20 protein-coding genes are annotated in these 20899 nt (G+C 72.3%); 16 read left to right on the top strand and 4 right to left on the bottom strand.

Annotated features, from left to right (window positions below):
• Positions 1-13: 13 nt before the first annotated feature.
• The 4 genes from dnaJ (at position 14) to ACZ7EC_RS14980 (ending at position 4356) form a co-directional block, all read left to right on the top strand.
• On the top strand, positions 14-1186 hold the full coding sequence (dnaJ, locus tag ACZ7EC_RS14965; RefSeq protein WP_471062577.1) for a molecular chaperone DnaJ: 1173 nt from the start codon (positions 14-16) through the stop codon (positions 1184-1186).
• A gap of 5 nt (positions 1187-1191) precedes the next feature.
• A complete protein-coding gene (locus tag ACZ7EC_RS14970) occupies positions 1192-1647 on the top strand; it encodes a heat shock protein transcriptional repressor HspR (RefSeq protein ID WP_471062579.1) in 456 nt (151 codons plus the stop codon).
• Between the two features lie 348 nt (positions 1648-1995).
• On the top strand, positions 1996-3102 hold the full coding sequence (locus ACZ7EC_RS14975; protein WP_471062581.1) for a sugar ABC transporter substrate-binding protein: 1107 nt from the start codon (positions 1996-1998) through the stop codon (positions 3100-3102).
• 234 nt (positions 3103-3336) lie between these two features.
• The gene (locus ACZ7EC_RS14980) at positions 3337-4356 is read left to right on the top strand and encodes a helix-turn-helix transcriptional regulator (RefSeq protein WP_471062583.1); all 1020 of its coding nucleotides are present in this window, start codon (positions 3337-3339) and stop codon (positions 4354-4356) included.
• Positions 4357-4437: 81 nt separating this feature from the next.
• Here the strand turns inward: ACZ7EC_RS14980 and ACZ7EC_RS14985 are convergent, their stop codons facing one another.
• Positions 4438-5448 (bottom strand): helix-turn-helix transcriptional regulator, encoded by a 1011-nt coding sequence (locus ACZ7EC_RS14985; RefSeq protein ID WP_471062585.1) that lies wholly within the window; start codon positions 5446-5448, stop codon positions 4438-4440.
• Between the two features lie 105 nt (positions 5449-5553).
• Here ACZ7EC_RS14985 and ACZ7EC_RS14990 point away from each other — a divergent pair, with 105 nt between their 5' ends.
• On the top strand, positions 5554-5907 hold the full coding sequence (locus tag ACZ7EC_RS14990) for a hypothetical protein (protein WP_471062587.1): 354 nt from the start codon (positions 5554-5556) through the stop codon (positions 5905-5907).
• 1 nt (position 5908) lies between these two features.
• On the top strand, positions 5909-6244 hold the full coding sequence (locus ACZ7EC_RS14995) for a Rieske (2Fe-2S) protein (RefSeq protein WP_085565785.1): 336 nt from the start codon (positions 5909-5911) through the stop codon (positions 6242-6244).
• A gap of 190 nt (positions 6245-6434) precedes the next feature.
• Here ACZ7EC_RS14995 and ACZ7EC_RS15000 read toward each other — a convergent pair whose 3' ends face one another.
• A complete protein-coding gene (locus ACZ7EC_RS15000; protein WP_471062589.1) occupies positions 6435-6848 on the bottom strand; it encodes a pyridoxamine 5'-phosphate oxidase family protein in 414 nt (137 codons plus the stop codon).
• 123 nt (positions 6849-6971) lie between these two features.
• On the opposite strand from ACZ7EC_RS15000, the gene clpB reads away from it, so the two are divergent.
• Positions 6972-9581 carry an ATP-dependent chaperone ClpB gene (gene clpB / locus ACZ7EC_RS15005; RefSeq protein ID WP_471062591.1) on the top strand — a complete coding sequence of 870 codons (2610 nt, stop codon included), beginning with the start codon at positions 6972-6974 and terminating at the stop codon, positions 9579-9581.
• A gap of 165 nt (positions 9582-9746) precedes the next feature.
• Positions 9747-10289 (top strand): type III secretion system chaperone family protein, encoded by a 543-nt coding sequence (locus ACZ7EC_RS15010; RefSeq protein WP_471062592.1) that lies wholly within the window; start codon positions 9747-9749, stop codon positions 10287-10289.
• Between the two features lie 13 nt (positions 10290-10302).
• Here ACZ7EC_RS15010 and ACZ7EC_RS15015 read toward each other — a convergent pair whose 3' ends face one another.
• Both ACZ7EC_RS15015 and ACZ7EC_RS15020 read right to left on the bottom strand, forming a co-directional pair.
• Positions 10303-11487 carry a hypothetical protein gene (locus tag ACZ7EC_RS15015; protein WP_471062593.1) on the bottom strand — a complete coding sequence of 395 codons (1185 nt, stop codon included), beginning with the start codon at positions 11485-11487 and terminating at the stop codon, positions 10303-10305.
• Between the two features lie 70 nt (positions 11488-11557).
• On the bottom strand, positions 11558-12742 hold the full coding sequence (locus ACZ7EC_RS15020; RefSeq protein ID WP_471062595.1) for a pyridoxal phosphate-dependent aminotransferase: 1185 nt from the start codon (positions 12740-12742) through the stop codon (positions 11558-11560).
• 142 nt (positions 12743-12884) lie between these two features.
• On the opposite strand from ACZ7EC_RS15020, the gene ACZ7EC_RS15025 reads away from it, so the two are divergent.
• The 8 genes from ACZ7EC_RS15025 (at position 12885) to ACZ7EC_RS15060 (ending at position 20856) form a co-directional block, all read left to right on the top strand.
• Complete coding sequence (locus ACZ7EC_RS15025) at positions 12885-13205, top strand: hypothetical protein (protein WP_471062596.1); 321 nt, start codon at positions 12885-12887, stop codon at positions 13203-13205.
• A 294-nt stretch (positions 13206-13499) separates the two neighbouring features.
• Entirely contained in the window at positions 13500-14042 is a 543-nt protein-coding gene (locus ACZ7EC_RS15030; RefSeq protein WP_471062597.1) for a DUF2617 family protein, read from the top strand.
• A 102-nt stretch (positions 14043-14144) separates the two neighbouring features.
• Positions 14145-15782 (top strand): polyamine aminopropyltransferase, encoded by a 1638-nt coding sequence (locus tag ACZ7EC_RS15035; protein ID WP_471062599.1) that lies wholly within the window; start codon positions 14145-14147, stop codon positions 15780-15782.
• Between the two features lie 73 nt (positions 15783-15855).
• Positions 15856-16665 (top strand): SRPBCC family protein, encoded by an 810-nt coding sequence (locus ACZ7EC_RS15040; RefSeq protein WP_471062601.1) that lies wholly within the window; start codon positions 15856-15858, stop codon positions 16663-16665.
• 118 nt (positions 16666-16783) lie between these two features.
• Positions 16784-17572 carry an aldose epimerase family protein gene (locus tag ACZ7EC_RS15045; RefSeq protein ID WP_471062602.1) on the top strand — a complete coding sequence of 263 codons (789 nt, stop codon included), beginning with the start codon at positions 16784-16786 and terminating at the stop codon, positions 17570-17572.
• Between the two features lie 10 nt (positions 17573-17582).
• On the top strand, positions 17583-18131 hold the full coding sequence (pyrE, locus tag ACZ7EC_RS15050) for an orotate phosphoribosyltransferase (RefSeq protein WP_471062604.1): 549 nt from the start codon (positions 17583-17585) through the stop codon (positions 18129-18131).
• Positions 18132-18270: 139 nt separating this feature from the next.
• Positions 18271-19293 (top strand): class II fructose-bisphosphate aldolase, encoded by a 1023-nt coding sequence (gene fbaA, locus ACZ7EC_RS15055; protein WP_471062606.1) that lies wholly within the window; start codon positions 18271-18273, stop codon positions 19291-19293.
• A gap of 102 nt (positions 19294-19395) precedes the next feature.
• Positions 19396-20856, top strand: coding sequence for an MFS transporter (locus tag ACZ7EC_RS15060; RefSeq protein WP_471062608.1), 1461 nt, complete (start codon positions 19396-19398; stop codon positions 20854-20856).
• Positions 20857-20899 lie beyond the last annotated feature (43 nt).

Consider the following 20899-nt stretch of genomic DNA (forward strand, 5'->3'; position numbering starts at 1 on the left):
AGGGACGTCGGGGATGAGCACCAAGGACTTCATCGAGAAGGACTTCTACAAGGTCCTCGGCGTCCCCAAGGACGCCACCGAGGCCGAGATCAAGAAGGCGTACCGGAAGCTCGCGCGCGAGTTCCACCCGGACGCCAACAAGGGCAACGCCAAGGCCGAGGAGCGCTTCAAGGAGATCTCCGAGGCGAACGACATCCTCGGCGACCCCAAGAAGCGCAAGGAGTACGACGAGGCGCGCGCCCTGTTCGGGAGCGGCGGCTTCCGCCCCGGACCCGGCGCCGGCGGCGGCAACTTCAACTTCGACCTGGGCGACCTCTTCGGAGGCGGCACCGCCCAGGGCGGGGGCTTCGGCGGCGGACTCGGTGACGTCTTCGGGGGCCTGTTCAACCGGGGCGGCGCGGGCGGGGCGACCCGTACGCAGCCGCGCCGCGGCCAGGACGTGGACACCGAGGTCACCCTCAGCTTCACCGAGGCGATCGAGGGGGCCACGGTGCCGCTGCGGATGACCTCCCAGCAGCCCTGCAAGGCCTGTTCCGGCACCGGCGACAAGAACGGCACCCCTCGGGTGTGCCCGACCTGTGTCGGCACCGGCCAGATCGCGCGGGGCTCGGGCGGCGGCTTCTCGCTCACCGACCCGTGCCCCGACTGCAAGGGCCGCGGTCTGATCGCGGAGAACCCCTGCCCGGACTGCAAGGGCAGCGGGCGCGCCAAGTCCTCGCGCACCATGCAGGTCCGCATCCCGGCGGGTGTCACCGACGGGCAGCGGATCCGGCTGCGCGGCAAGGGCGCCCCCGGCGAGCGGGGCGGCCCCGCGGGCGATCTGTACGTGACCGTGCACGTGGGCGAGCACCCGGTGTTCGGCCGCAAGGGCGACAACCTCACGGTGACCGTCCCGGTCACCTTCGCCGAGGCCGCACTCGGCGGCGAGGTGCGGGTGCCGACCCTCGGCGGTCCGCCGGTCACCCTGAAGCTGCCCGCGGGCACCCCGAACGGCAGGACCATGCGGGCCCGCGGCAAGGGCGCGGTCCGCAAGGACGGCACCCGCGGCGACCTCCTGGTCACCGTCGAGGTGAGTGTTCCGCAGGACCTGTCGGGGAAGGCTCGTGACGCACTGGAGGCGTATCGCGAGGCCACCGCGGGCGAGGACCCGCGGGCGGAGCTGTTCGAGGCCGCGAAGGGAGCTTGAGAGTGATGGAAGGCCGCCGGCGCAATCCGTACGAACTGACCGAGGAGACCCCGGTCTACGTCATCTCGGTGGCGGCCCAGCTCTCCGGACTCCACCCGCAGACGCTGCGCCAGTACGACCGCCTGGGCCTGGTCTCCCCGGACCGCACCGCGGGCCGGGGCCGGCGCTACTCGGCCCGCGACATCGAACTGCTCCGCCAGGTGCAGCAGTTGTCGCAGGACGAGGGCATCAACCTGGCCGGTATCAAGCGCATCATCGAACTGGAGAACCAGGTCGCCGCGCTCCAGTCCCGCGTCGCGGAGCTGGAAGCGGCCCTGGACGGCGCGGCGGCCACCATGCGCCAGCGCGAGGCCGCCGTGCACGCCTCCTACCGCCGGGACCTGGTCCCGTATCAGGAGGTCCAGCAGACCAGCGCGCTGGTCGTGTGGCGGCCCAAGCGGTCCCCGCAGCACGGCGACTGACCGCGCGTGCCACCCCGTACGGCGAGGGGCCCGCGGACGCATCCCGTCCGCGGGCCCCTCGCCGTATCCGCCGATCCGCCGGAACCGGGCACGGCGGAGACGGGGGCCGGCCCGGACGGAGTGCACAACCCTTTCTTTGCCGCTTTCTGAACCTCCCTTGGATGGACGGTCCGTAAAGGGTGTTTGGAGAGCTTTCCCCATTGCTTTCACATGCTGGACGGTGCGTAGTGTTGCGTACTCGTTAAGCAAGGCTCCTTGACGCCGGCTGTCGGCTCCGCGTTGTCTTTTCAGACACCTGGGTCGTCTAGCAGCACCCACGTCCGAAACACACGTGAAGTGAGCCCTCGTATGCGCCGTATCGCCCTGTCCGTGGCCGCCTCCGCGGCGACCCTCTCGCTGGCCGGCTGCGGCGTCCTCAACGCGACGGGGGACAGCACGAGCGCGAGCCCGGCCAAGGGCAACGACCTCACGGTGGGCCTGCTGCTGCCGGAGACGACCAACACGCGTTACGACAAGTTCGACTACCCCATCATCAAGAGCAAGGTCGCCGATCTGACGTCCAAGCAGGGGAAGGTCGAGTACGCGAACGCGGACGCGGACGCGGCCAAGCAGGCCGGCCAGATGCAGAAGATGATCGACGACAAGGTCGATGTGATCCTGCTCGACGCCGTCGACGCGCACGCCGCCGCCGGCGAGGTGAAGAAGGCCAAGGACGCGGGCATCCCGGTCATCGCCTACGACCGCCTGGCCGAGGGCCCCATCACCGCGTACGTCTCCTTCGACAACGAACTCGTCGGCGAGGTGCAGGGCCGCTCGCTGCTGGAGGCGCTCGGCCCGAACGTGAGCACCGCCAAGAAGATCGTGATGATGAACGGCTCGCCCACCGACCCGAACGCCAAGCAGTTCAAGGAGGGCGCGCTCTCCGAGCTGAACGGCAAGGTGACCATCGCGGACAGCTACGACACCACCGACTGGAAGCCGGAGATCGCCCAGGCCAACATGGCCAAGGCGATCAGCAAGATCGGCGCGGCCGGCATCGCGGGTGTCTACGCCGCCAACGACGGCATGGCGGGCGGCGTCATCAAGGCCCTGAAGGCCGCAGGCGTCACCAGCCTGCCGCCGGTCACCGGGCAGGACGCCGAACTGGACGCCGTGCAGCGGGTGGTGGCGGGCGAGCAGTACATGAGCGTCTACAAGTCCTACCCCGACGAGGCCGAGGCCGCGGCGGAGATGGCCGTCGCCGAGGTCCAGGGCAAGGACATCCAGTTCGACGCCCTCACCGAGGACAAGGTGGACAGTCCCACCACGAAGAACATCCCGGCCAAGCTGGTCCAGGTCAGCGCGCTGACCCGCAAATCCATCAAGGACACCGTCATCGCGGACGGCATCTACACCGTGGGCGAGATCTGCACCGCCAAGTACAAGGCCGAGTGCGCCGCCATCGGGCTGAAGTAGCGGGCGGTACCGCGCCATCCCCGTGAGCGCGGTACGGCGGACCGGCGATGCCCTTGATCACGGGCATGTCGCCACCGTCATCTTGTTGCAAATGCGAGGGGCGGAGCCCGGTGGATATCCGGACGCAGTGGTCGTTAACGACCGCCGCGCCCGGCGGAGCCGTGTTGCGGAGCCGGTCGGCGCCACGCATAGTTGCGCTGCGGAAGTGGCAGCACACCGGGGGTGGAATGCGCGATGGCCGGGCGGAGGGCGGGGCAGCATCCTCACGGTGCCGACCGGCTGTGCGAGGCCGGGGACCGCGTGTACGAGCGGGCGGTGCGGCGGGGCCGGGTGCCCCGCACCGAGGCCGAGGCGGTGCCGTGCCTGCTGGAACTGGCCCTGCTGCACCCGGACCCCGACGACATGGACTGGCTGGTTCCCACCTCCCCGCAGGAGGTGCTGACCCGGCTGCTGCGCGGGGTCCACGACGAGGTCAGCGAGAGTCAGCGCCGGGTGGGCTCCGCGCTCGCCGCCTTCGAGTGGTACGCCGGGCTCGAGCAGTTGCAGGCGCTCGCCGCGCCGGCCGGGGGCAGCGCGGTGCGGGTGCTGGACGGGCTGTCCCGGATCCAGGCCGCGATGGACGAGGCGACCGGGGCGTGCACCACCGAGGTGCTCACCGTGCAGCCGGGCGGCATCCGGCGGGAGGCCGAGCTGACCGAGGGCCTGCACCGGGCGCTGGCGCTGCGCGGGCGGGGCGTGCGGATGCGCGACCTGTACACGCACGTGGCCCGGCACGGGCAGGGGCTGCTCAACTACCTGGAGCTGATGGGCGACACGGTGGAGGCCCGCTCCCTGGACGAGGTCATCGACCGGCTCATCCTCTTCGACCGCACCGTGGCCTTCATCCCCGCCAACGCGGACCGCACCATGGCCCTGGAGCTGCGCCACCCGGCGCTGGTGGAGTACCTGGTGACCGTCTTCGAGCGGCTGTGGCGGCTCGCCATCCCGCTCACCGCGCCGCTGCCGGACACCGGCATCGAGGGCATCTCGCACCGTGAGCAGTCCATCGCGGCGCTGCTCGCCGAGGGCCACCAGGACGCGGTGATCGCCGAGCGGCTCGGGATCAGCGTGCGCACCTGCCGCGCGCACATCGCCCGCCTCTCGGAGACCCTGGGCGCGGCGAGCCGTACGCAGCTCGGGGTGCGGATCGCCCAGGCGGGCCTGGACGGCAGCGGCCGGGGCCTGCCGGCGCCCGCGCGGGACGCCTCGCGATGAGCCAGGCGTCTCGTCGTCCGCGGCCCTGCCGCGCCGCTCCGCGGCACCGTGTTCCGGAGGCGGTGCCGCCGTGGCCGCCGGCTACAGGTCCCGGTCCAGCATGCCGGACTGGGCGATGAGGAAGCCCAGTTGGGCCCGGCTGCCGCTGCCCAGCGCCTGCGCCAGCTTGGCGATGTGGGCCCGGCAGGTGCGTACGTTCATCCCGAGCCGGCGCGCGATGGCCTCGTCGACGTGCCCCTCGACCAGGAGTTTGGCGATGGAGTGCTGGATCTCGGTGATGCCGTCGGGCGCGGTCTCGTACGGGGCGCCGGCGGTCAGCGGGACGGCGCGGTTCCACATGAACTCGAAGACCTTGATGAGGTAGCGGATGAGTCCGGGGTTGCGCAGTTCCAGGGCGACCTGCTGGTCGTCGCGGGTGGGGATGAAGGCGACCGACTCGTCGCAGATGATGAGCCGTTCGACCAGTTCGTCGATGGTGCGGTACTCCACCTTGCCGCTGGTGAGCTGGGAGACGTAGCCGAGCTGCTTGAGGTTGTAGCGGACGGTGTGCTGGTAGAGGGTGCGGATGTGCACGCCCCGTTCCACCAGGGCGGTGTCGCGCTCCAGGCCCTGGCGTACGTTGCGTTCGGTGAAGTGGTTGCTCGGTTGCACGGTGAGCACCGAGGACCGGCATTCGGTGGTGGCCAGGTCGAGCGCGGCGTTGATGCGGTCGTTGCCCTCCAGGACGGTGATCGAGTCGGTCGCGGAGGTCGTCTGGGTGCTCAGCGCGAGGAACGGCTCGAAGATGTCGGAGAGTTCGACGGCCCAGCGCCGCCGATCTGCTATCTCACGTTCGAGGGGCGACAGCCGCTGGGCCAGGGCCACGGCCGGGGGCACCGGGCGCAGCCAGTCGGGATCGTCCGGGTCCGGGTGGAGCAGGGCGAACTCCATCAGACACGGGACCGCCGCGACATCGGCACGTGAGACACGCCCGGTACGCAGGGCGTTGGCGTAAAGTCGGCGCCCTTCCTCGCACAGTTCGGTGACCGCATGGGGATGTACCGTATTGTGCCGATTTGAAGTCAAATCTCCACCCCCCAGGGTCCTGAACATGCAGGAACATGATGCACTGATTGTGTGGTCATGATGTGCCTGAATGAGCCATCGTCTTATCCGACGGGGGAAGAAGGGGACCTTCAAGTGAGGACGAAGTCGACCATGGGCAAGAAGATGATTCGCTCGGGGCTGGTCGCCACCTTCTCCGCCGTTGTGGCCCTTGGAGTGCTGAGTGGCCCCTTCGGCGCGAAGAGTGACCTGCGCGCGGACACGAAGTGGCCCTCGGTGGCGACGCTCGACGCGAACAGCGTGGTGCGTGCGGACACCAAGTGGCCCAGCGACACCAAGTGGCCGTCGGTGGCGAAGCTCGACGCGAACAGCGTGGTGCCCGCGGACACCAAGTGGCCCGCCGACACCAAGTGGCCGTCGGTGGCGAAGGGTGGCGTGACGAACGCCGTGCCCGCGGACACGAAGTGGCCGGCTGACACCAAGTGGCCTTCGGCAGCCGGGAGCTGATGTGACCACGCCTCCCGACGACCGCTCCTTCCGCCGTGAGATGGCCACCGCCTACCGCTCCGGCTGGCACTTCATCGATCTGGTGACCGCGATTCCCCATCCCGGTGACTCGCTGATGGTGACCGTCTTCGGTGAGCCGGTCGTCGTCACGCGCGACGACGAGGAGGACGTCCGGGCCTACCGGTGCCTGCGCAAGCCGCGCGGGGCGCCCCAGCCGGTGCGGTGTGCCATACGGTACGGAATGATCTTCGTGAACCTGGACCAGCGGGATCACCGGCTCACCGAGCCGGTGGAGTCCGACCTGAGAACCATCTCTGCCACCCCCCGCAGTGCCTGACGCGATTCCCCCGTCGTAAAAGATCGCTCAGGCGCTTCCCCCCGCAGCGGCGTCACCGTGACCTGAACACGGTGACCCCGCTGTCGTTCGTGGGGGCATATCGGGGATGTCGGGGTATGCCCCCGCCGCCACGGTGGCCGAAACCGATCGAACACGGCCGCCGTGGCGACGCTCGTCCTCCACGTCCCGTTCACCCGTGCCCCAGCGCCCTCTCCAGCGAGATCTCGATCACCACGCGGTTCGGGTTCGGCCGGGGCTCGTGCCCGTAGCGCTCGGCGTAGCGGCGCTCCGCCTCCCTGATCCGGGCCGGATCCGCGGACAGGTGCGCCCGGCCCTCCAGGGTGGCCCAGCGGCGCCCGTCGACCTGGCAGACGGCCGCCCGGGCGCCGTCCGGTCCCGCGGCGCGGACATGGGACGCCTTCGCGCTGCCTCCGTCGCAGATCACCCGTGCGAGGCGCGCCTCGGGGTCGTACGTCACCCCGACCGGCACCACGTGCGGGCTGCCGTCCGGGCGGATGGTCGTCAGGGTGCACAGATGCCGCTCGCGCCAGAAGCCGAGGTACGCGTCGTCCGGGGAACCCGGAGCCACGGAGTGGTTCGCCATGCCCGAAAACCTAGCCGCAGAGCGGTGCGCGAGCCTCCTTGAGTGGAATAGACTCAACTTTATGTACGCTGGTTAAGTCAGCAGGGATGCAGGCCGAGGTACGTCGAGGAGGAGAAGGCACACGTGGACGCCGAGCTGACCAACAAGAGCCGGGACGCGATCAACGCGGCCAGCAACCGGGCCGTGACCGAGGGGCACCCGGACCTGACCCCCGCGCATCTGCTGCTGGCGCTGCTGGAGGGTGAGGGCCCCGGACAGGCGAGCGCGAACATCGCCGACCTGCTCGCCGCCGTGGAGGCCGACCAGGCCGCCGTGCGGGCGGGCGCGGAGAAGCTCCTGGCCGCGCTGCCGAGCGTGACCGGCTCCACCGTCGCGCCCCCGCAGCCCAACCGCGACCTGCTGGCCGTGATCGCGGACGCGGGCGAGCGGGCGAAGGACCTCGGCGACGAATACCTGTCGACCGAACACCTGCTCATCGGGATCGCCGCCAAGGGCGGGGCCGCCGGTGAGCTGCTGAGGCGGCAGGGCGCCGAGGCGAAGAAGCTGCTGGAGGCCTTCAAGAAGGCCAGGGGAGGACGCCGCGTGACCACCGCCGACCCGGAGGGCCAGTACAAGGCCCTGGAGAAGTTCGGCACCGACTTCACCGCCGCCGCCCGCGAGGGCCGGCTCGACCCGGTCATCGGGCGGGACCAGGAGATCCGGCGGGTCGTGCAGGTGCTGAGCCGCCGTACGAAGAACAACCCGGTCCTCATCGGCGAGCCGGGCGTCGGCAAGACCGCCGTCGTGGAGGGGCTCGCCCAGCGGATCGTCAAGGGCGACGTGCCCGAGTCGCTGAAGGACAAGCGCCTGGTCGCGCTGGACCTCGGCGCGATGGTCGCCGGTGCCAAGTACCGCGGCGAGTTCGAGGAACGCCTCAAGGCCGTCCTCGCCGAGATCAAGGACTCCGACGGGCAGATCATCACCTTCATCGACGAGCTGCACACGGTCGTCGGCGCGGGTGCGGGGGGCGACTCCGCCATGGACGCGGGCAACATGCTCAAGCCCATGCTGGCCCGCGGTGAGTTGCGCATGGTCGGCGCCACCACGCTGGACGAGTACCGGGAGCGGATCGAGAAGGACCCCGCCCTGGAGCGCCGCTTCCAGCAGGTGCTGGTGGCCGAGCCCACGGTCGAGGACACCATCGCGATCCTGCGCGGCCTCAAGGGCCGCTACGAGGCCCACCACAAGGTGCAGATCGCGGACAGCGCGCTGGTCGCGGCGGCCACCCTGTCCGACCGCTACATCACCTCCCGCTTCCTGCCGGACAAGGCCATCGACCTGGTGGACGAGGCGGCCTCCCGGCTGCGCATGGAGATCGACTCCTCGCCGGTCGAGATCGACGAACTCCAGCGCTCCGTCGACCGGTTGAAGATGGAGGAGCTGGCGATCGGCAAGGAGACCGATCCCGCCTCGCTGGCCCGCCTGGAGAAGCTGCGCCGCGATCTGGCCGACCGCGAGGAGGAGTTGCGCGGACTGACCGCCCGCTGGGAGAAGGAGAAGCAGTCCCTCAACCGGGTCGGTGAGCTGAAGGAGAAGCTGGACGACCTGCGCGGGCAGGCCGAACGCGCCCAGCGCGACGGCGACTTCGACAAGGCCGCCAAGCTGCTCTACGGCGAGATCCCGCAGCTGGAGAAGGAGCTGGAGGCCGCCTCCGAGGCCGAGGAGGAGGCCGTCGGCGACACCATGGTCAAGGAGGAGGTCGGCGCCGACGACATCGCCGACGTGGTCGCCGCCTGGACCGGCATCCCGGCCGGCCGGCTGCTGGAGGGCGAGACCCAGAAGCTGCTGCGCATGGAGGAGGAGCTGGGCAAGCGGCTGATCGGCCAGGGCGAGGCGGTGCGCGCGGTCAGCGACGCGGTACGGCGCTCACGGGCCGGTATCGCCGACCCCGACCGGCCCACCGGGTCGTTCCTCTTCCTCGGCCCGACCGGCGTCGGCAAGACCGAACTCGCCAAGGCGCTCGCGGACTTCCTCTTCGACGACGAGCGGGCCATGATCCGCATCGACATGTCGGAGTACGGCGAGAAGCACAGCGTGGCCCGGCTGGTCGGGGCGCCCCCCGGCTACGTCGGCTACGAGGAGGGCGGTCAGCTGACCGAGGCGGTGCGCAGGCGCCCGTACAGCGTGGTGCTCCTGGACGAGGTGGAGAAGGCCCACCCGGAGGTCTTCGACATCCTGCTCCAGGTGCTGGACGACGGCCGGCTGACGGACGGCCAGGGCCGCACGGTCGACTTCCGCAACACCATCCTGGTGCTCACCTCCAACCTGGGCAGCCAGTTCCTGGTCGACCCGCTCAGGAGCGAGGAGGAGAAGCGGGAGCAGGTGCTGGAGGTCGTACGGACGTCCTTCAAGCCGGAGTTCCTCAACCGCCTGGACGACCTGGTGGTGTTCTCCGCGCTGACCAAGCCCGAGCTGGAGCGGATCGCGGGGCTGCAGATCCAGCGGCTCGGCAGGCGGCTCGCCGAGCGCCGGCTCACCCTGGACGTCACGCCCCAGGCGCTGGCCTGGCTCGCGGAGGAGGGCCTGGACCCGGCGTACGGCGCCCGGCCGCTGCGCCGCCTGGTGCAGACCGCCATCGGCGACCGGCTCGCCCGCGAGATCCTCTCCGGCGAGATCAAGGACGGCGACACGGTCCGCGTCGACCGCTTCGGCGAGGGCCTGCTGGTGGGCCCGGCGACGGGGAAGACGCTGTAGCAGGGGGGGGTGCCCTGGAGGCGGACCGGATCGCCGCCCTCGATCAGGGCCCTCTGCCCGAGCCCGGCCCGTTCCGAAAGATCGGTGTGTTACGGCCGCTCGGGCTTGCCACTCCCCTCCCCGCATGGGGGAGGATGGCGGTATCCGTACGAAGGGAAAAACACGGTGAGCATCGACCCGTCCTCGATTCCGAACTTCGGGGGCCAGCCCGAGCCGCAGCCCCAGGGACCGGGCGGCCCCGTCCTCCCGGACCAGGACCTCGTGAAGCAGCTCCTGGAGCAGATGGAGCTGAAGTACGTCGTCGACGAGGAAGGCGACCTCGCGGCCCCCTGGGAGCAGTTCCGCACCTACTTCATGTTCCGCGGGGAGGACGAGCACGCGGTCTTCTCGGTGCGGACCTTCTACGACCGGCCGCACCAGATCGAGGACAAGGCCCAGCTCCTCGAATCGGTCGACGACTGGAACCGCCGCACCCTGTGGCCCAAGGTCTACACGCACACCCACGACGACGGCACGGTCCGCCTCATCGGCGAGGCCCAGATGCTGATCGGCACCGGCGTCGACCTGAACCACTTCGTCTCCTCCACGGTCAGCTGGGTGCGCGCCGCGATCGAGTTCGACAAGTGGCTGGTCGAGCAGCTGGGCCTGGAGCAGGAGGTGGACGGCCCGGAGAAGCCGGAGGACGGCGAGGCCGGCTCCGGCGAGTGACCGGCACGGACCGCTACAGCGGCGCGCGCCCCAGCACCAGCAGGTACGCGCCGTAGAGGTACGAAAGACCGGCCAGGGCCGCGACCAGCACGGCCGCGTGCCAGGGCCGGGCTCTCGCCGTGCGCGCCAGCGCGCGGGCCGGCGGCAGCAGCAGCGGGAAGGCCGGCAGCAAAAAGCGCGGCTTGGACTCGAAGATGCCCGAGCCGCCGAGCACGACCAGCAGCAGCACCCCGCTGTAGACCAGCAGCGGCAGCGGCGGCCGGTCGAGCACCAGCAGCGCGAACAGCACCACGCCCACGGCCACCAGCAGCAGCGCCATCGGGTACACCACCCGGCCGCCGTGCAGCAGCAGGGCGCGCACGAAGCGCAGCGAGCCGCGCCCGAGGTCGAACCGCGAGCCCCAGCGTGCCTGCACGGCGAAGTAGCCGCCCAGCAGATCGCCCCGGCGGTGGCCCACCCACAGCAGGAATCCGGTCCAGCCCAGCGGGGCGAGCGCCGCGCCCGTCCACAGCCTGTGGGAAACCCGGCCGCGCCGCCGCCACACCTCGAGACCGGCCGCGGCCAGCACGGCGGCGGCCACCGCGAACCCGTTCGGGCGGGCCAGCCCCGCGAGCGCCGCCAGGCTCCCCGCCCACAGCCAGCGCCCGGTCAGCACCGCGTACAGCGACCAGGCGGCGCACGCGGCGAGCACCGGCTCGGTGTACGCCATCGACAGCACCACCGAGTGCGGCAGCAGCCCCCACAGCAGCACCAGCGCGATCCCCACCGGCCGCCCGTACAGCAGCGTCCCCACCGCGTACAGGCCCGCCGCGGCCACCAGCGCCGCCGACCAGGACACCAGCAGCCCGGCCGCGCCCCCGCCGAGCGCGCTCACCTCGGCCACCGCCCGCACCAGCGCGGGGTACAGCGGGAAGAACGCCAGATCGCTGTAGCCGTGCCGGCCCAGGGCGTGGCCGTACCCGTGCGCCGCGATGCCCAGGTACCAGACCGAGTCCCAGGAGCGGCCCAGCAGGGCCAGGGCCGGCCGGCCCGCGGCCTCGGCGAGCAGGGCGAGGACGGCGGTGCCGGCGAGCCGCGCGCCGAGGAACAGCCCTACGGCGACGCCGCTCGCCCGCAGCAGGGAGGCGCGGGCGCGTTCGCCGGGCGCGGGTTCGGGCGTGGTGACGGGCGGAGCGAGAACGGTGCTGGCGTGGGTCACACCTCCGCACCTTGCAAGGGCCGGGCCCCGGATGCGAGCAGGGCGCGGCCAACCGGCGGCGAACCGTCCCTCACATGGCCCGCAACCGCTCCGCCGCCTCGCGCAGCACGTCCTCGCGCTTGCAGAACGCGAACCGCACGAAGGGCGCGCCCGCCTCGCGGTCGTCGTAGAAGACCGCGTTGGGGATGGCCACCACACCGGCGCGTTCGGGCAGGGCGCGGCAGAAGGCGAAGCCGTCCTTCTCGCCGAGGGGGCGGATGTCGGTGGTGACGAAGTAGGTGCCCGCCGGCCGGAACACCTCGAAGCCGGCCGCCGCGAGCCCCGCCGACAGGATGTCCCGGCGCTCCCGCATGGAGCGCCGGACGTCGTCGTAGTAGGACTCGGGCAGGGCGAGGGCCTCGGCCACCGCGTACTGGAAGGGGCCCGAGGCGACGTAGGTGAGGAACTGCTTGGCCGCGCGGACCGCGCTGACCAGGGCGGGCGCGGCCGTCACCCAGCCGACCTTCCAGCCGGTGAAGGAGAACGTCTTGCCGGCCGAGCCGATGGTCACCGTGCGCTCGCGCATCCCCGGAAAGCCCGCCAGGGGGAGGTGCTCGGCGTCGTCGAACACCAGGTGCTCGTAGACCTCGTCCGTCACCACCAGCAGGTCCCGCTCCACCGCGAGCTCGGCGATCGCGGCCAGCTCGGCGCGGGTGAGGACGGTTCCGGTGGGGTTGTGCGGGGTGTTGATCAGCAGCAGCCGGGTCCTGCCGGTGACGGCGGCGCGCAGCTCGTCCAGGTCGAGCCGGAAGCTGCCCTCGTGCGGGCGCAGGGTCACCGGGACCCGGCGCCCGCCCGCCAGCGCGATGCTCGCCGCGTAGGAGTCGTAGTACGGCTCCAGGGCCACCACCTCGTCGCCCGGCTCCAGCAGCGCGAGCAGCGCGGCCGCGATGGCCTCGGTGGCGCCCGCCGTCACCAGCACCTCGGTGTCGGGGTCGTACGGCAGCCCGTACCGGCGCTGCTGGTGCGCGGCGATCGCGGTGCGCAGCTCGGGGACGCCGGGGCCCGGCGGGTACTGGTTGCCGCGCCCGTCGCGCAGCGCCCGTACGGCGGCCTCCCTGACCTCCTCGGGGCCGTCGGTGTCGGGGAAGCCCTGGCCCAGGTTGATCGACCCGGTGGCGACGGCCAGGGCGGACATCTCCGCGAAGATCGTCGTACCGAACTCGGCGAGCCTGCGATTGAGGAAGGGGCGCGCGGTGGAGGTCATGGCGGCCATCCTGCGCCCAAGCTCTGGAGTTCCTCAACTCCGCTTTGGCGGTCGTCCGGGGCGGGCATCTCCGGGGCACCGCGCGTGGCGCGGGGGAAGGGACGAGGCACCCACGGGGGGTCGCTTCGGGGGACCGGAAGAAGGTGGCGCCATGGATCCGTTCGTGATCGGCCTGGTGGGTGTGTTCGTCCTGTTCGTCGTCGGCGTGCAGGTGTTCGGCAAGGCGGGCGGCAAGGGCAGGCCGCGGGGCGGCAGCAGGAGCGGGGAGGGGGACACGGGCGCCAGCTGGTGGGCCGGTGACCCCGGCTCGTCCGGCGGGCACCACGGGCACCACGGCGGGCACGGCGGCCACGGAGGACACCACGGCGGGCACTCCTGCGGCGGTGGGCACTCCTCGTGCGGCGGTGGCTCGTCCTGCGGCGGGGGTTCCTCGTGCGGCGGGGGGTCGTCCTGCGGCGGTGGGAGCAGCTGAGGCGGGCGGGGCGGACGGCGGCGGGGAGAGGCCGCCGGGACGAGGGGTGCGGGCCTCCGTGTCCGCGCCCGGCGTGCGCCGTGGTGGAACAGTTGAGCTGTGAGCCCCCCGAGGGATGGAATGCCCCCGAAGTTGGGTAAAAACGCTGTGGCGGCGCCTCTGTTCATGATTCCCTCTAAAACGCCAATGCAGCCAACGCAGCCCCCAGGACGTCTCGCAGACGCCTCGTACCGGCCGGGCCGGCCGGGCTGACACGGCCCTCTCCCCTCATTTGCGTGTTAGCGGAGCCGATCCATGCTCACGACCCTGAACACCCGTTACAGCGATACGCGCGCTGCCGACCTCGCCTGGGCCCTGGGGCGCGAACCGCTTCCGGCCCTGGCCACCCTCGACCTCGAACTGACCGGCGCAAAGCTCCAGTTGAGACTGCTCGGCGCCTCGCACCAGGTCCTCCTGGAGGAGGAGCGCGGCCTGTGCTCCGAGACCGTGGCCTGCATCCCCGGCTCCAGCACCCCGCTGCCGCTCGGCGTCGCCAAGCGCGTCGGCGAGTGGGAGTACGAGTTCGCGGCGCGCGTCGAGATGCTCACCCCCGGCTCCTTCGCGGGCCGCGCCCAGGAGTTGCTGGCCCTCGTCTCCGAGCACCCGCACGGACTCGCGGGCGTCTTCCCCGGCAGCCCGCACGCCTTCACCGCGATGCTGGCCCAGCGGCACGAGGACCATGTGCACTGGCGCACCTGGCACGCCTACCCGCAGGACGGCCAGGTCGTCGCCACCCGCACACGGGTGGGCGCGCGGGCGCGGTGCGGGCGGCCCCGCCAGGACGCCCGCGCCGCGTAGCTCCGGGGGCGTTGGCCGCATAAACCCGGATCGGGCCGCCGGCCCCCAGATCCACACCTGCGGGTGACGAGGCGTGCCCACCGCGTGACGTAACGTCGCAGGGTGATCGAACCGCAGGCCCCCGCGCCCACGGGCCCCCCGCCCTCCCGGACCGGCCCCGCGGTGCTGCCCGTCCGGCCCGGCATCGGGCGGCTCCTGGTCCTCGCGTGCGTCTTCGTCTGCGCGGCCTGCGGACTCGTGTACGAACTCGAACTCGTCGCGTTCGCCTCGTACTTGATCGGCGACTCGGTCACCCAGGCGTCCGTGGTGCTGTCCGTGATGGTGTTCGCGATGGGCATCGGCTCGCTCGGCGCCAAACGGCTGCGCCGGCACACCGCCGTCGGCTTCGGCGCGGTCGAGACGCTGCTCGCCCTGGTCGGCGGGTGCAGCGCCATGGCCCTGTATGCCGTGTTCGCCTGGACCGGCGGCTGGGGCGGGCTCTGGGCCGAGGGCCCGCGCTGCCTGCTGGTCGCCTTCTCGCTCGCCATCGGCCTGCTCATCGGCGCCGAGGTCCCGCTGCTGATGGAGCTGATCCAGCGCATCCGCCGGCAGGACGCGCCCGCCGCCGTGGCCGACCTGTTCGCCGCGGACTACGTCGGCGCCCTCGTCGGCGGTCTCGCCTTCCCCTTCGTACTCCTGCCGTTCTTCGGCCAGTTGACCGGGGCGCTGCTCACCGGCACGGTCAACGTCGTGGCGGGCGGCGCCCTCGTCCTCGGCCTGTTCCGGCGCGACCTGACCCGCCGCGCCCGCTGGACCCTGCTCCTCGTCGGCTGCGCCGTCCTCGGCGTCCTCGCCTCCGCCGCCGCCCTCTCCGCCGACTTCGAACGCGCCGCGCGCCGGGCGGTGTACGGCGCGGACGTGCGGGTCGCCGTGCAGACCGGGGTGCAGGAGGTCGTCCTCGCGGGCGGCACCGGCGGCCGCCCCCTCGACCTCTACCTCGACGGCCGGCTGCGCGTCGGCGGCCGGGACGCCCGCCGCTACCACGAGGCCCTGGTCCACCCCGCCCTCGCCGGAGCGCACGCCCGCGTGCTGATCCTCGGCGGCGGCGACGGCCTCGCCGCGCGCGAGGTGCTGCGCCACCGGGGGGTGCGCCGCGTCGACATCGTCGAACTCGACCCGGAACTGGCCCGGTTGGCCCGCCGCGACCCCGGCCTCGCCGCCGCCAACGGCCATGTCTACGCCGACCCCCGCGTCCATCTCACCACCGCCGACGCCCTCAACTGGCTGCGCACCGCGCCCGCCGGCTCGTACGACGTCGTGATCGCGGACCTCCCCGATCCCGGCATCACCGCCAGTACCAAGCTGTACTCCGAGGAGTTCTACGGGCTCGCGCGCCGCGTGCTCGCCCCCGGCGGGCGGCTCGTCGTGCACGCCGGGTCCGCCATCACCCGCCCCCGTGTCTTCTGGACGGTCGCCGCGACTTTGCGCGCCGCCGGGTTCGCCGCCACCCCCTACCGGGTGCTCGGCCGGGACCCCGGCTTCCCGGCGGGCCCCGACCGCTCGGCGGGCGCGCCCGAGGCCCCGCACGACTGGGGCTTCCTGCTCGCCGCCCCCGGCCGCGCCGCCCCGCCGCTGCGCCTGGACCCGGCGGTTCCCGCGGGCACCCTCACCCCGGCCGCGCTCGCGGCGGACGGGAGGGCGGCCGGGCGGGGCCGGGCCGTGGGGATGCCGGTCTCCACCCTGATCCACCCGCGGTACTGAGCGGGATGCCCGCGCGGGTTCCGCCGTCCCGCCGGGGGTACGATCCGCCCGCTCCTGGGTAGGCTCAGCCGACATGGAGCACCAGGTCTTCGTCCCGGTCCCGGCCGACCGCCTCGCCGCGGCACTCGCCGACCCCGCGCGCGTCGCACGGGCCGTCCCCGGACTCCAGCAGGACGCCGGCGCCCCACCCGTCGCCGGCCGCCTCAAACTGCGCGTCGGCGGGCACTCCGTCACCTACCGGGGCCATGCGCGGGTGCGCGCCCACGAGGACGGCACCTACACCGTCGAGGGCGATGCCACCGAGGCCCGCGGCACCGGCGCGGTCAGGCTCGCCCTCACCCTGCGCCTCGCGGAGGCCGAGGGCGGTACGACGGTCACGGTCGAGGGCGGCGCGGACGCGTCCGGCCGCCTCGCGGAGCTTCCCGCGGAGGCGGTCGGCGCGGCGGCGGCCCGGCTGCTGAGCCGGTTCCTGGAGGGGCTGGGAGAGCCGGCGGGAGGGGCGAGGGAGCCGGAGGAGGCACCGGAGGCCGGGCACGCGTCCGTTTTCGACACCGAGATCCCGCCATCCTCGCTCGACCCCGACGCGGGCGACGAGGAGGGTGACGAGGGGGACGCGCGGCAGGCGGCCGAGGAGGCAAAGAGCCCCGCGGGCGACTTCGCCGACGCCGGACTGCCGCCCGCCGAGGCGGCCCACGCCCGCCGTACGATGATCGGCCGCAGCGCGGAGGAGGTCGACCATGCCCCGCCGCGCGGCCGCTATGCCCCGGTACCGGCCCCGCAGACCGTTTCGGCGAACCAGGCGCTCAAGTGGGCGGCGCCGGCCGCCGCGTTGGCGGTGGCGTCGGCGATCGTGGTGGGCCGGGCCCTGCGCAAACGCCGTTGAGCGGACGCCCCGGAAGGGGGCGCGGGGCGGTCGGCTGCGGCTCCGCCGCGTGGGCGCGACAAGCCACCGGCGACCCGAAGCCGTACATCCGGCAGGACCACCCCAGTACTGTCTTCCCGTGAGGAACGAAGACATCACGCTGACCGCGGGCGACGCGGAGGTGATCGTGCGGCCCGGCAGCGGTGGCCGCATCGGCGGACTGAGGATCGGCGGCACGGAACTGCTGCGGCAGGGCGACCGCTTCGGCTGTTTCCCCATGGTCCCCTGGGCCGGCCGCATCCGCGACGGCCGTTTCCTGGACGGCGGCACCGTCCGGCAGATGCCCCTCAACTCCCCGCCGCACGCCATCCACGGCACGGCCCGCGACGGCGCCTGGCGCACCGCGCGCGCCACGGAGAACGAGGCGGTGATCACGCACGAGCTGACCGACCCCTGGCCGCACTCCGGCCGCGTCACCCAGGTCGTCGCGCTCGCCGAGGACAGCCTGACGCTGACGATGTCCGTGGAGACGTACGACGACTCGTTCCCGGCGCAGATCGGCTGGCACCCCTGGTTCCAGCGCACCCTCGACGGCGTGGACGTGACCCTGGGGTTCGAACCCGCCTGGCAGGAGGAGCGCGGCGCCGACCACCTGCCCACCGGCAAGCGGATCGACCCCGAGCCGGGCCCCTGGGACGACTGCTTCGGAATGCCCGGCGGCGTGGACGTCACGCTCACCTGGCCGGGGCGGCTGGAGCTGAAGGTGGCCAGCCGCGAGGAGTGGGTGGTGGTCTACGACGAGCAGGCCGAGGCCGTCTGCGTGGAGCCCCAGACCGGGCCGCCGAACGGGCTGAACACCTGCCCGCGCCTGGTCACGCCCCTGGAGCCGCTGGAGGCGACCACCACCTGGAGCTGGCGGCGCCTTTAAGCTGGGCGGCATGAGCGACGTGCGTAGCGAGCTGCTTCAGCAGATCAAGGACAAGGCCGTGGTGCACGGCAAGGTGACCCTCTCCTCGGGTCTGGAGGCCGACTACTACGTCGACCTGCGCCGCGTCACCCTGGACGGCGAGGCCGCCCCGCTGGTCGGCCAGGTGCTGCTGGACCTCACCGCGGACCTGGAGTTCGACGCGGTGGGCGGCCTCACCATGGGCGCCGACCCGGTCGCCGCCGCCATGCTGCACGCCGCCGCCGCGCGCGGGCGCCGGCTGGACGCCTTCGTGGTCCGCAAGGCGGCCAAGGCGCACGGGTTGCAGCGCAGGGTCGAGGGCCCGGAGATCAAGGGCCGCCGGGTCCTGGTGGTCGAGGACACCTCCACCACCGGCGGTTCCCCGCTGACCGCAGTGGAGGCGGTGCGCGAGGCCGGTGCCGAGGTCGTCGCCGTCGCGACCATCGTGGACCGGGCGACCGGCGCCGCCGAGAAGATCGAGTCCGGCGCGGGGGTTCCGTACCGTTTCGCCTTCTCGAAGGATGAACTGGGTCTGGACTGACACGACCGTGTGACCTGGACTTGGGGGGCGTCGTGCGTCACCCCCCGTCTGGAAAGATGGGGGGCCGACGACGACGTCACCCACCAGGTCTAGGTCAGGGCCGTACGCAGAACCCACCCGCAACACAAGGAGCGGACAGATGCCCATCGCAACCCCCGAGGTCTACGCCGAGATGCTCGACCGGGCGAAGGCAGGCAAGTTCGCCTACCCGGCCATCAACGTCACCTCCAGCCAGACCCTGCACGCGGCGCTGCGCGGCTTCGCGGAGGCGGAGAGCGACGGCATCGTCCAGATCTCAACCGGTGGCGCCGAGTTCCTCGGCGGCCAGTACAGCAAGGACATGGTGACCGGCGCGGTCGCGCTCGCCGAGTTCGCGCACATCGTCGCGGAGAAGTACCCGGTCAACATCGCGCTGCACACCGACCACTGCCCGAAGGACAAGCTCGACGGGTACGTCCGTCCGCTCATCGCGCTGTCCAGGAAGCGCGTGGAGGCCGGTCTCAACCCGCTGTTCCAGTCGCACATGTGGGACGGCTCCGCCGAGACCCTCGCCGACAACCTGGAGATCGCGCAGGAGCTGCTGGAGCAGGCCCGCGCCGCCCGGATCATCCTTGAGGTGGAGATCACCCCGACCGGCGGCGAGGAGGACGGCGTCTCGCACGAGATCAACGACTCCCTGTACACCACGGTCGAGGACGCGATCCGTACCGCGGAGGCGCTCGGCCTCGGCGAGAAGGGCCGCTACCTGCTGGCCGCGTCCTTCGGCAATGTGCACGGCGTCTACAAGCCGGGCAACGTCGTGCTCCGCCCCGAGCTGCTGAAGGAGCTCAACGAGGGCGTGGCCGCGCGGTTCGGCAAGGAGTCCCCGTTCGACTTCGTCTTCCACGGCGGCTCCGGCTCCAGCGAGGAGGAGATCCGCACGGCGCTGGAGAACGGCGTGGTGAAGATGAACCTGGACACCGACACCCAGTACGCCTTCACCCGCCCCGTCGCCGGCCACATGTTCGCCAACTACGACGGCGTCCTGAAGGTCGACGGCGAGGTCGGCAACAAGAAGGCCTACGACCCGCGCACCTGGGGCAAGCTGGCCGAGGCGGGCATGGCCGCGCGCGTCGTGGAGGCCACGCAGCACCTGCGCTCCGCGGGCAACAAGATCAAGTAAGCGTTCGGGCGCCGGTCACGGCGTGCCCGGACCCGGCGTGCACGGCGGACTTGGCGGCTTTTCGAGCCGCCGGGTCCGCCGTATCGCTGTATATGTGGGGGCATGCCCGATGTCCGGATCGGCTCGTCCCGCGGTACCTGGATCCTGCTGACCACGGTGCTCGGCTCCAGCATGGCCATGCTGGACTCGACCGTCGTCAACGTGGCGCTGCCCCGCATCGGCCGCGATCTCGACGCGAGCCTCAGCGCCCTGCAGTGGACCGTCAACGCGTACATGGTCACGCTGGCCGGACTGATCCTGCTCGGCGGCTCCCTCGGCGACCGCTACGGACGGCGCCGGATCTTCGTGCTCGGGGTGGTCTGGTTCGCCACCGCCTCCCTGCTGTGCGGCATCGCGCCGAACCCCGTGCTGCTGATCGTGGCGCGCGCCCTCCAGGGCGTCGGCGGGGCGCTGCTCACCCCCGGCTCGCTCGCGCTGATCCAGGCGTCCTTCCACCCCGACGACCGCAGCCGCGCCGTCGGCCTGTGGTCCGGGTTCGGTGGGATCGGCGCCGCGGTCGGCCCCTTCCTGGGCGGCTGGCTGGTCTCCGGGCCCGGCTGGCGCTGGGTCTTCCTGCTCAATGTGCCGCTCGCCCTGCTGTGCGTGCCCGTCGCCCTGCGGCATGTGCCGGAGTCCGCCGACGAGGGCGCCCACGGCCGTTTCGACGTCCTCGGCGCGGTGCTGGGCGCGCTGGCGCTGGCGCTGCTGACGTACGCGCTCATCGAGGCGCGGGGAGGTACGGCCGCGGTGGTGGTGAGCGCGGTGCTGGGCCTCGCCGCGGCGGCCGCGTTCGTGTACGTCGAACGGCACCGGTCCGACCCCATGCTGCCCCCCGACGTCTTCGCCTCACGGCAGTTCACCGCGGTCAACCTGGTCACGCTGTGCGTGTACGCGGCCTTCGGCGGCTTCTTCTTCCTCACCGCGCTCCAGTTGCAGGTGGCGGTCGGCTGGTCGCCGCTGGTCGCGGGGACGGCGCTGCTGCCGACCACCATCCTGATGCTGCTGTTCTCCTCCGCGTCCGGCGCGCTGTCCGACCGCACGGGCCCGCGGCTGCCGCTCACCGTGGGGCCGCTGCTGTGCGCGGTCGCGATGCTGCTGATGCTGCGGGTCGGGCCGGGGGCGAGCTATCTCACCGACGTGCTGCCCGCCCTGCTGGTCATGGGCGCCGGCATGGTCACCCTCGTCGCCCCGCTCACCGCCACGGTCCTCGCCTCCGTCGACACCGCCCGCGCGGGGGTGGCCAGCGGCATCAACAACGCGGCGGCGCGGGCGGCGGGCCTGGTGGCGGTGGCGGCGCTGCCGCTGCTGGCCGGGATGGGGGCGGACGCGTACCGCTCCGCGTCGGCCTTCGACGCCTCCTTCGACCGGGCGATGCCGATCTGCGCGGGAGTTCTGGTGCTGGGCTCGATCCTCGCGTTCTTCCTGGTCACGGGCCGTCCGACAGCGGGATGCCAGCACCCGGAGCGGCATACGCACTGCTCGCTCGCGGCGCCGCCGCTGGAGGGCGAACGCAGCGGTTCGTAGCCGTCCCGCAAGGGGTTGCGCCGGACGTGGACGCGCGTACGCG

The organism is Streptomyces sp. NPDC037203 (assembly GCF_055605065.1).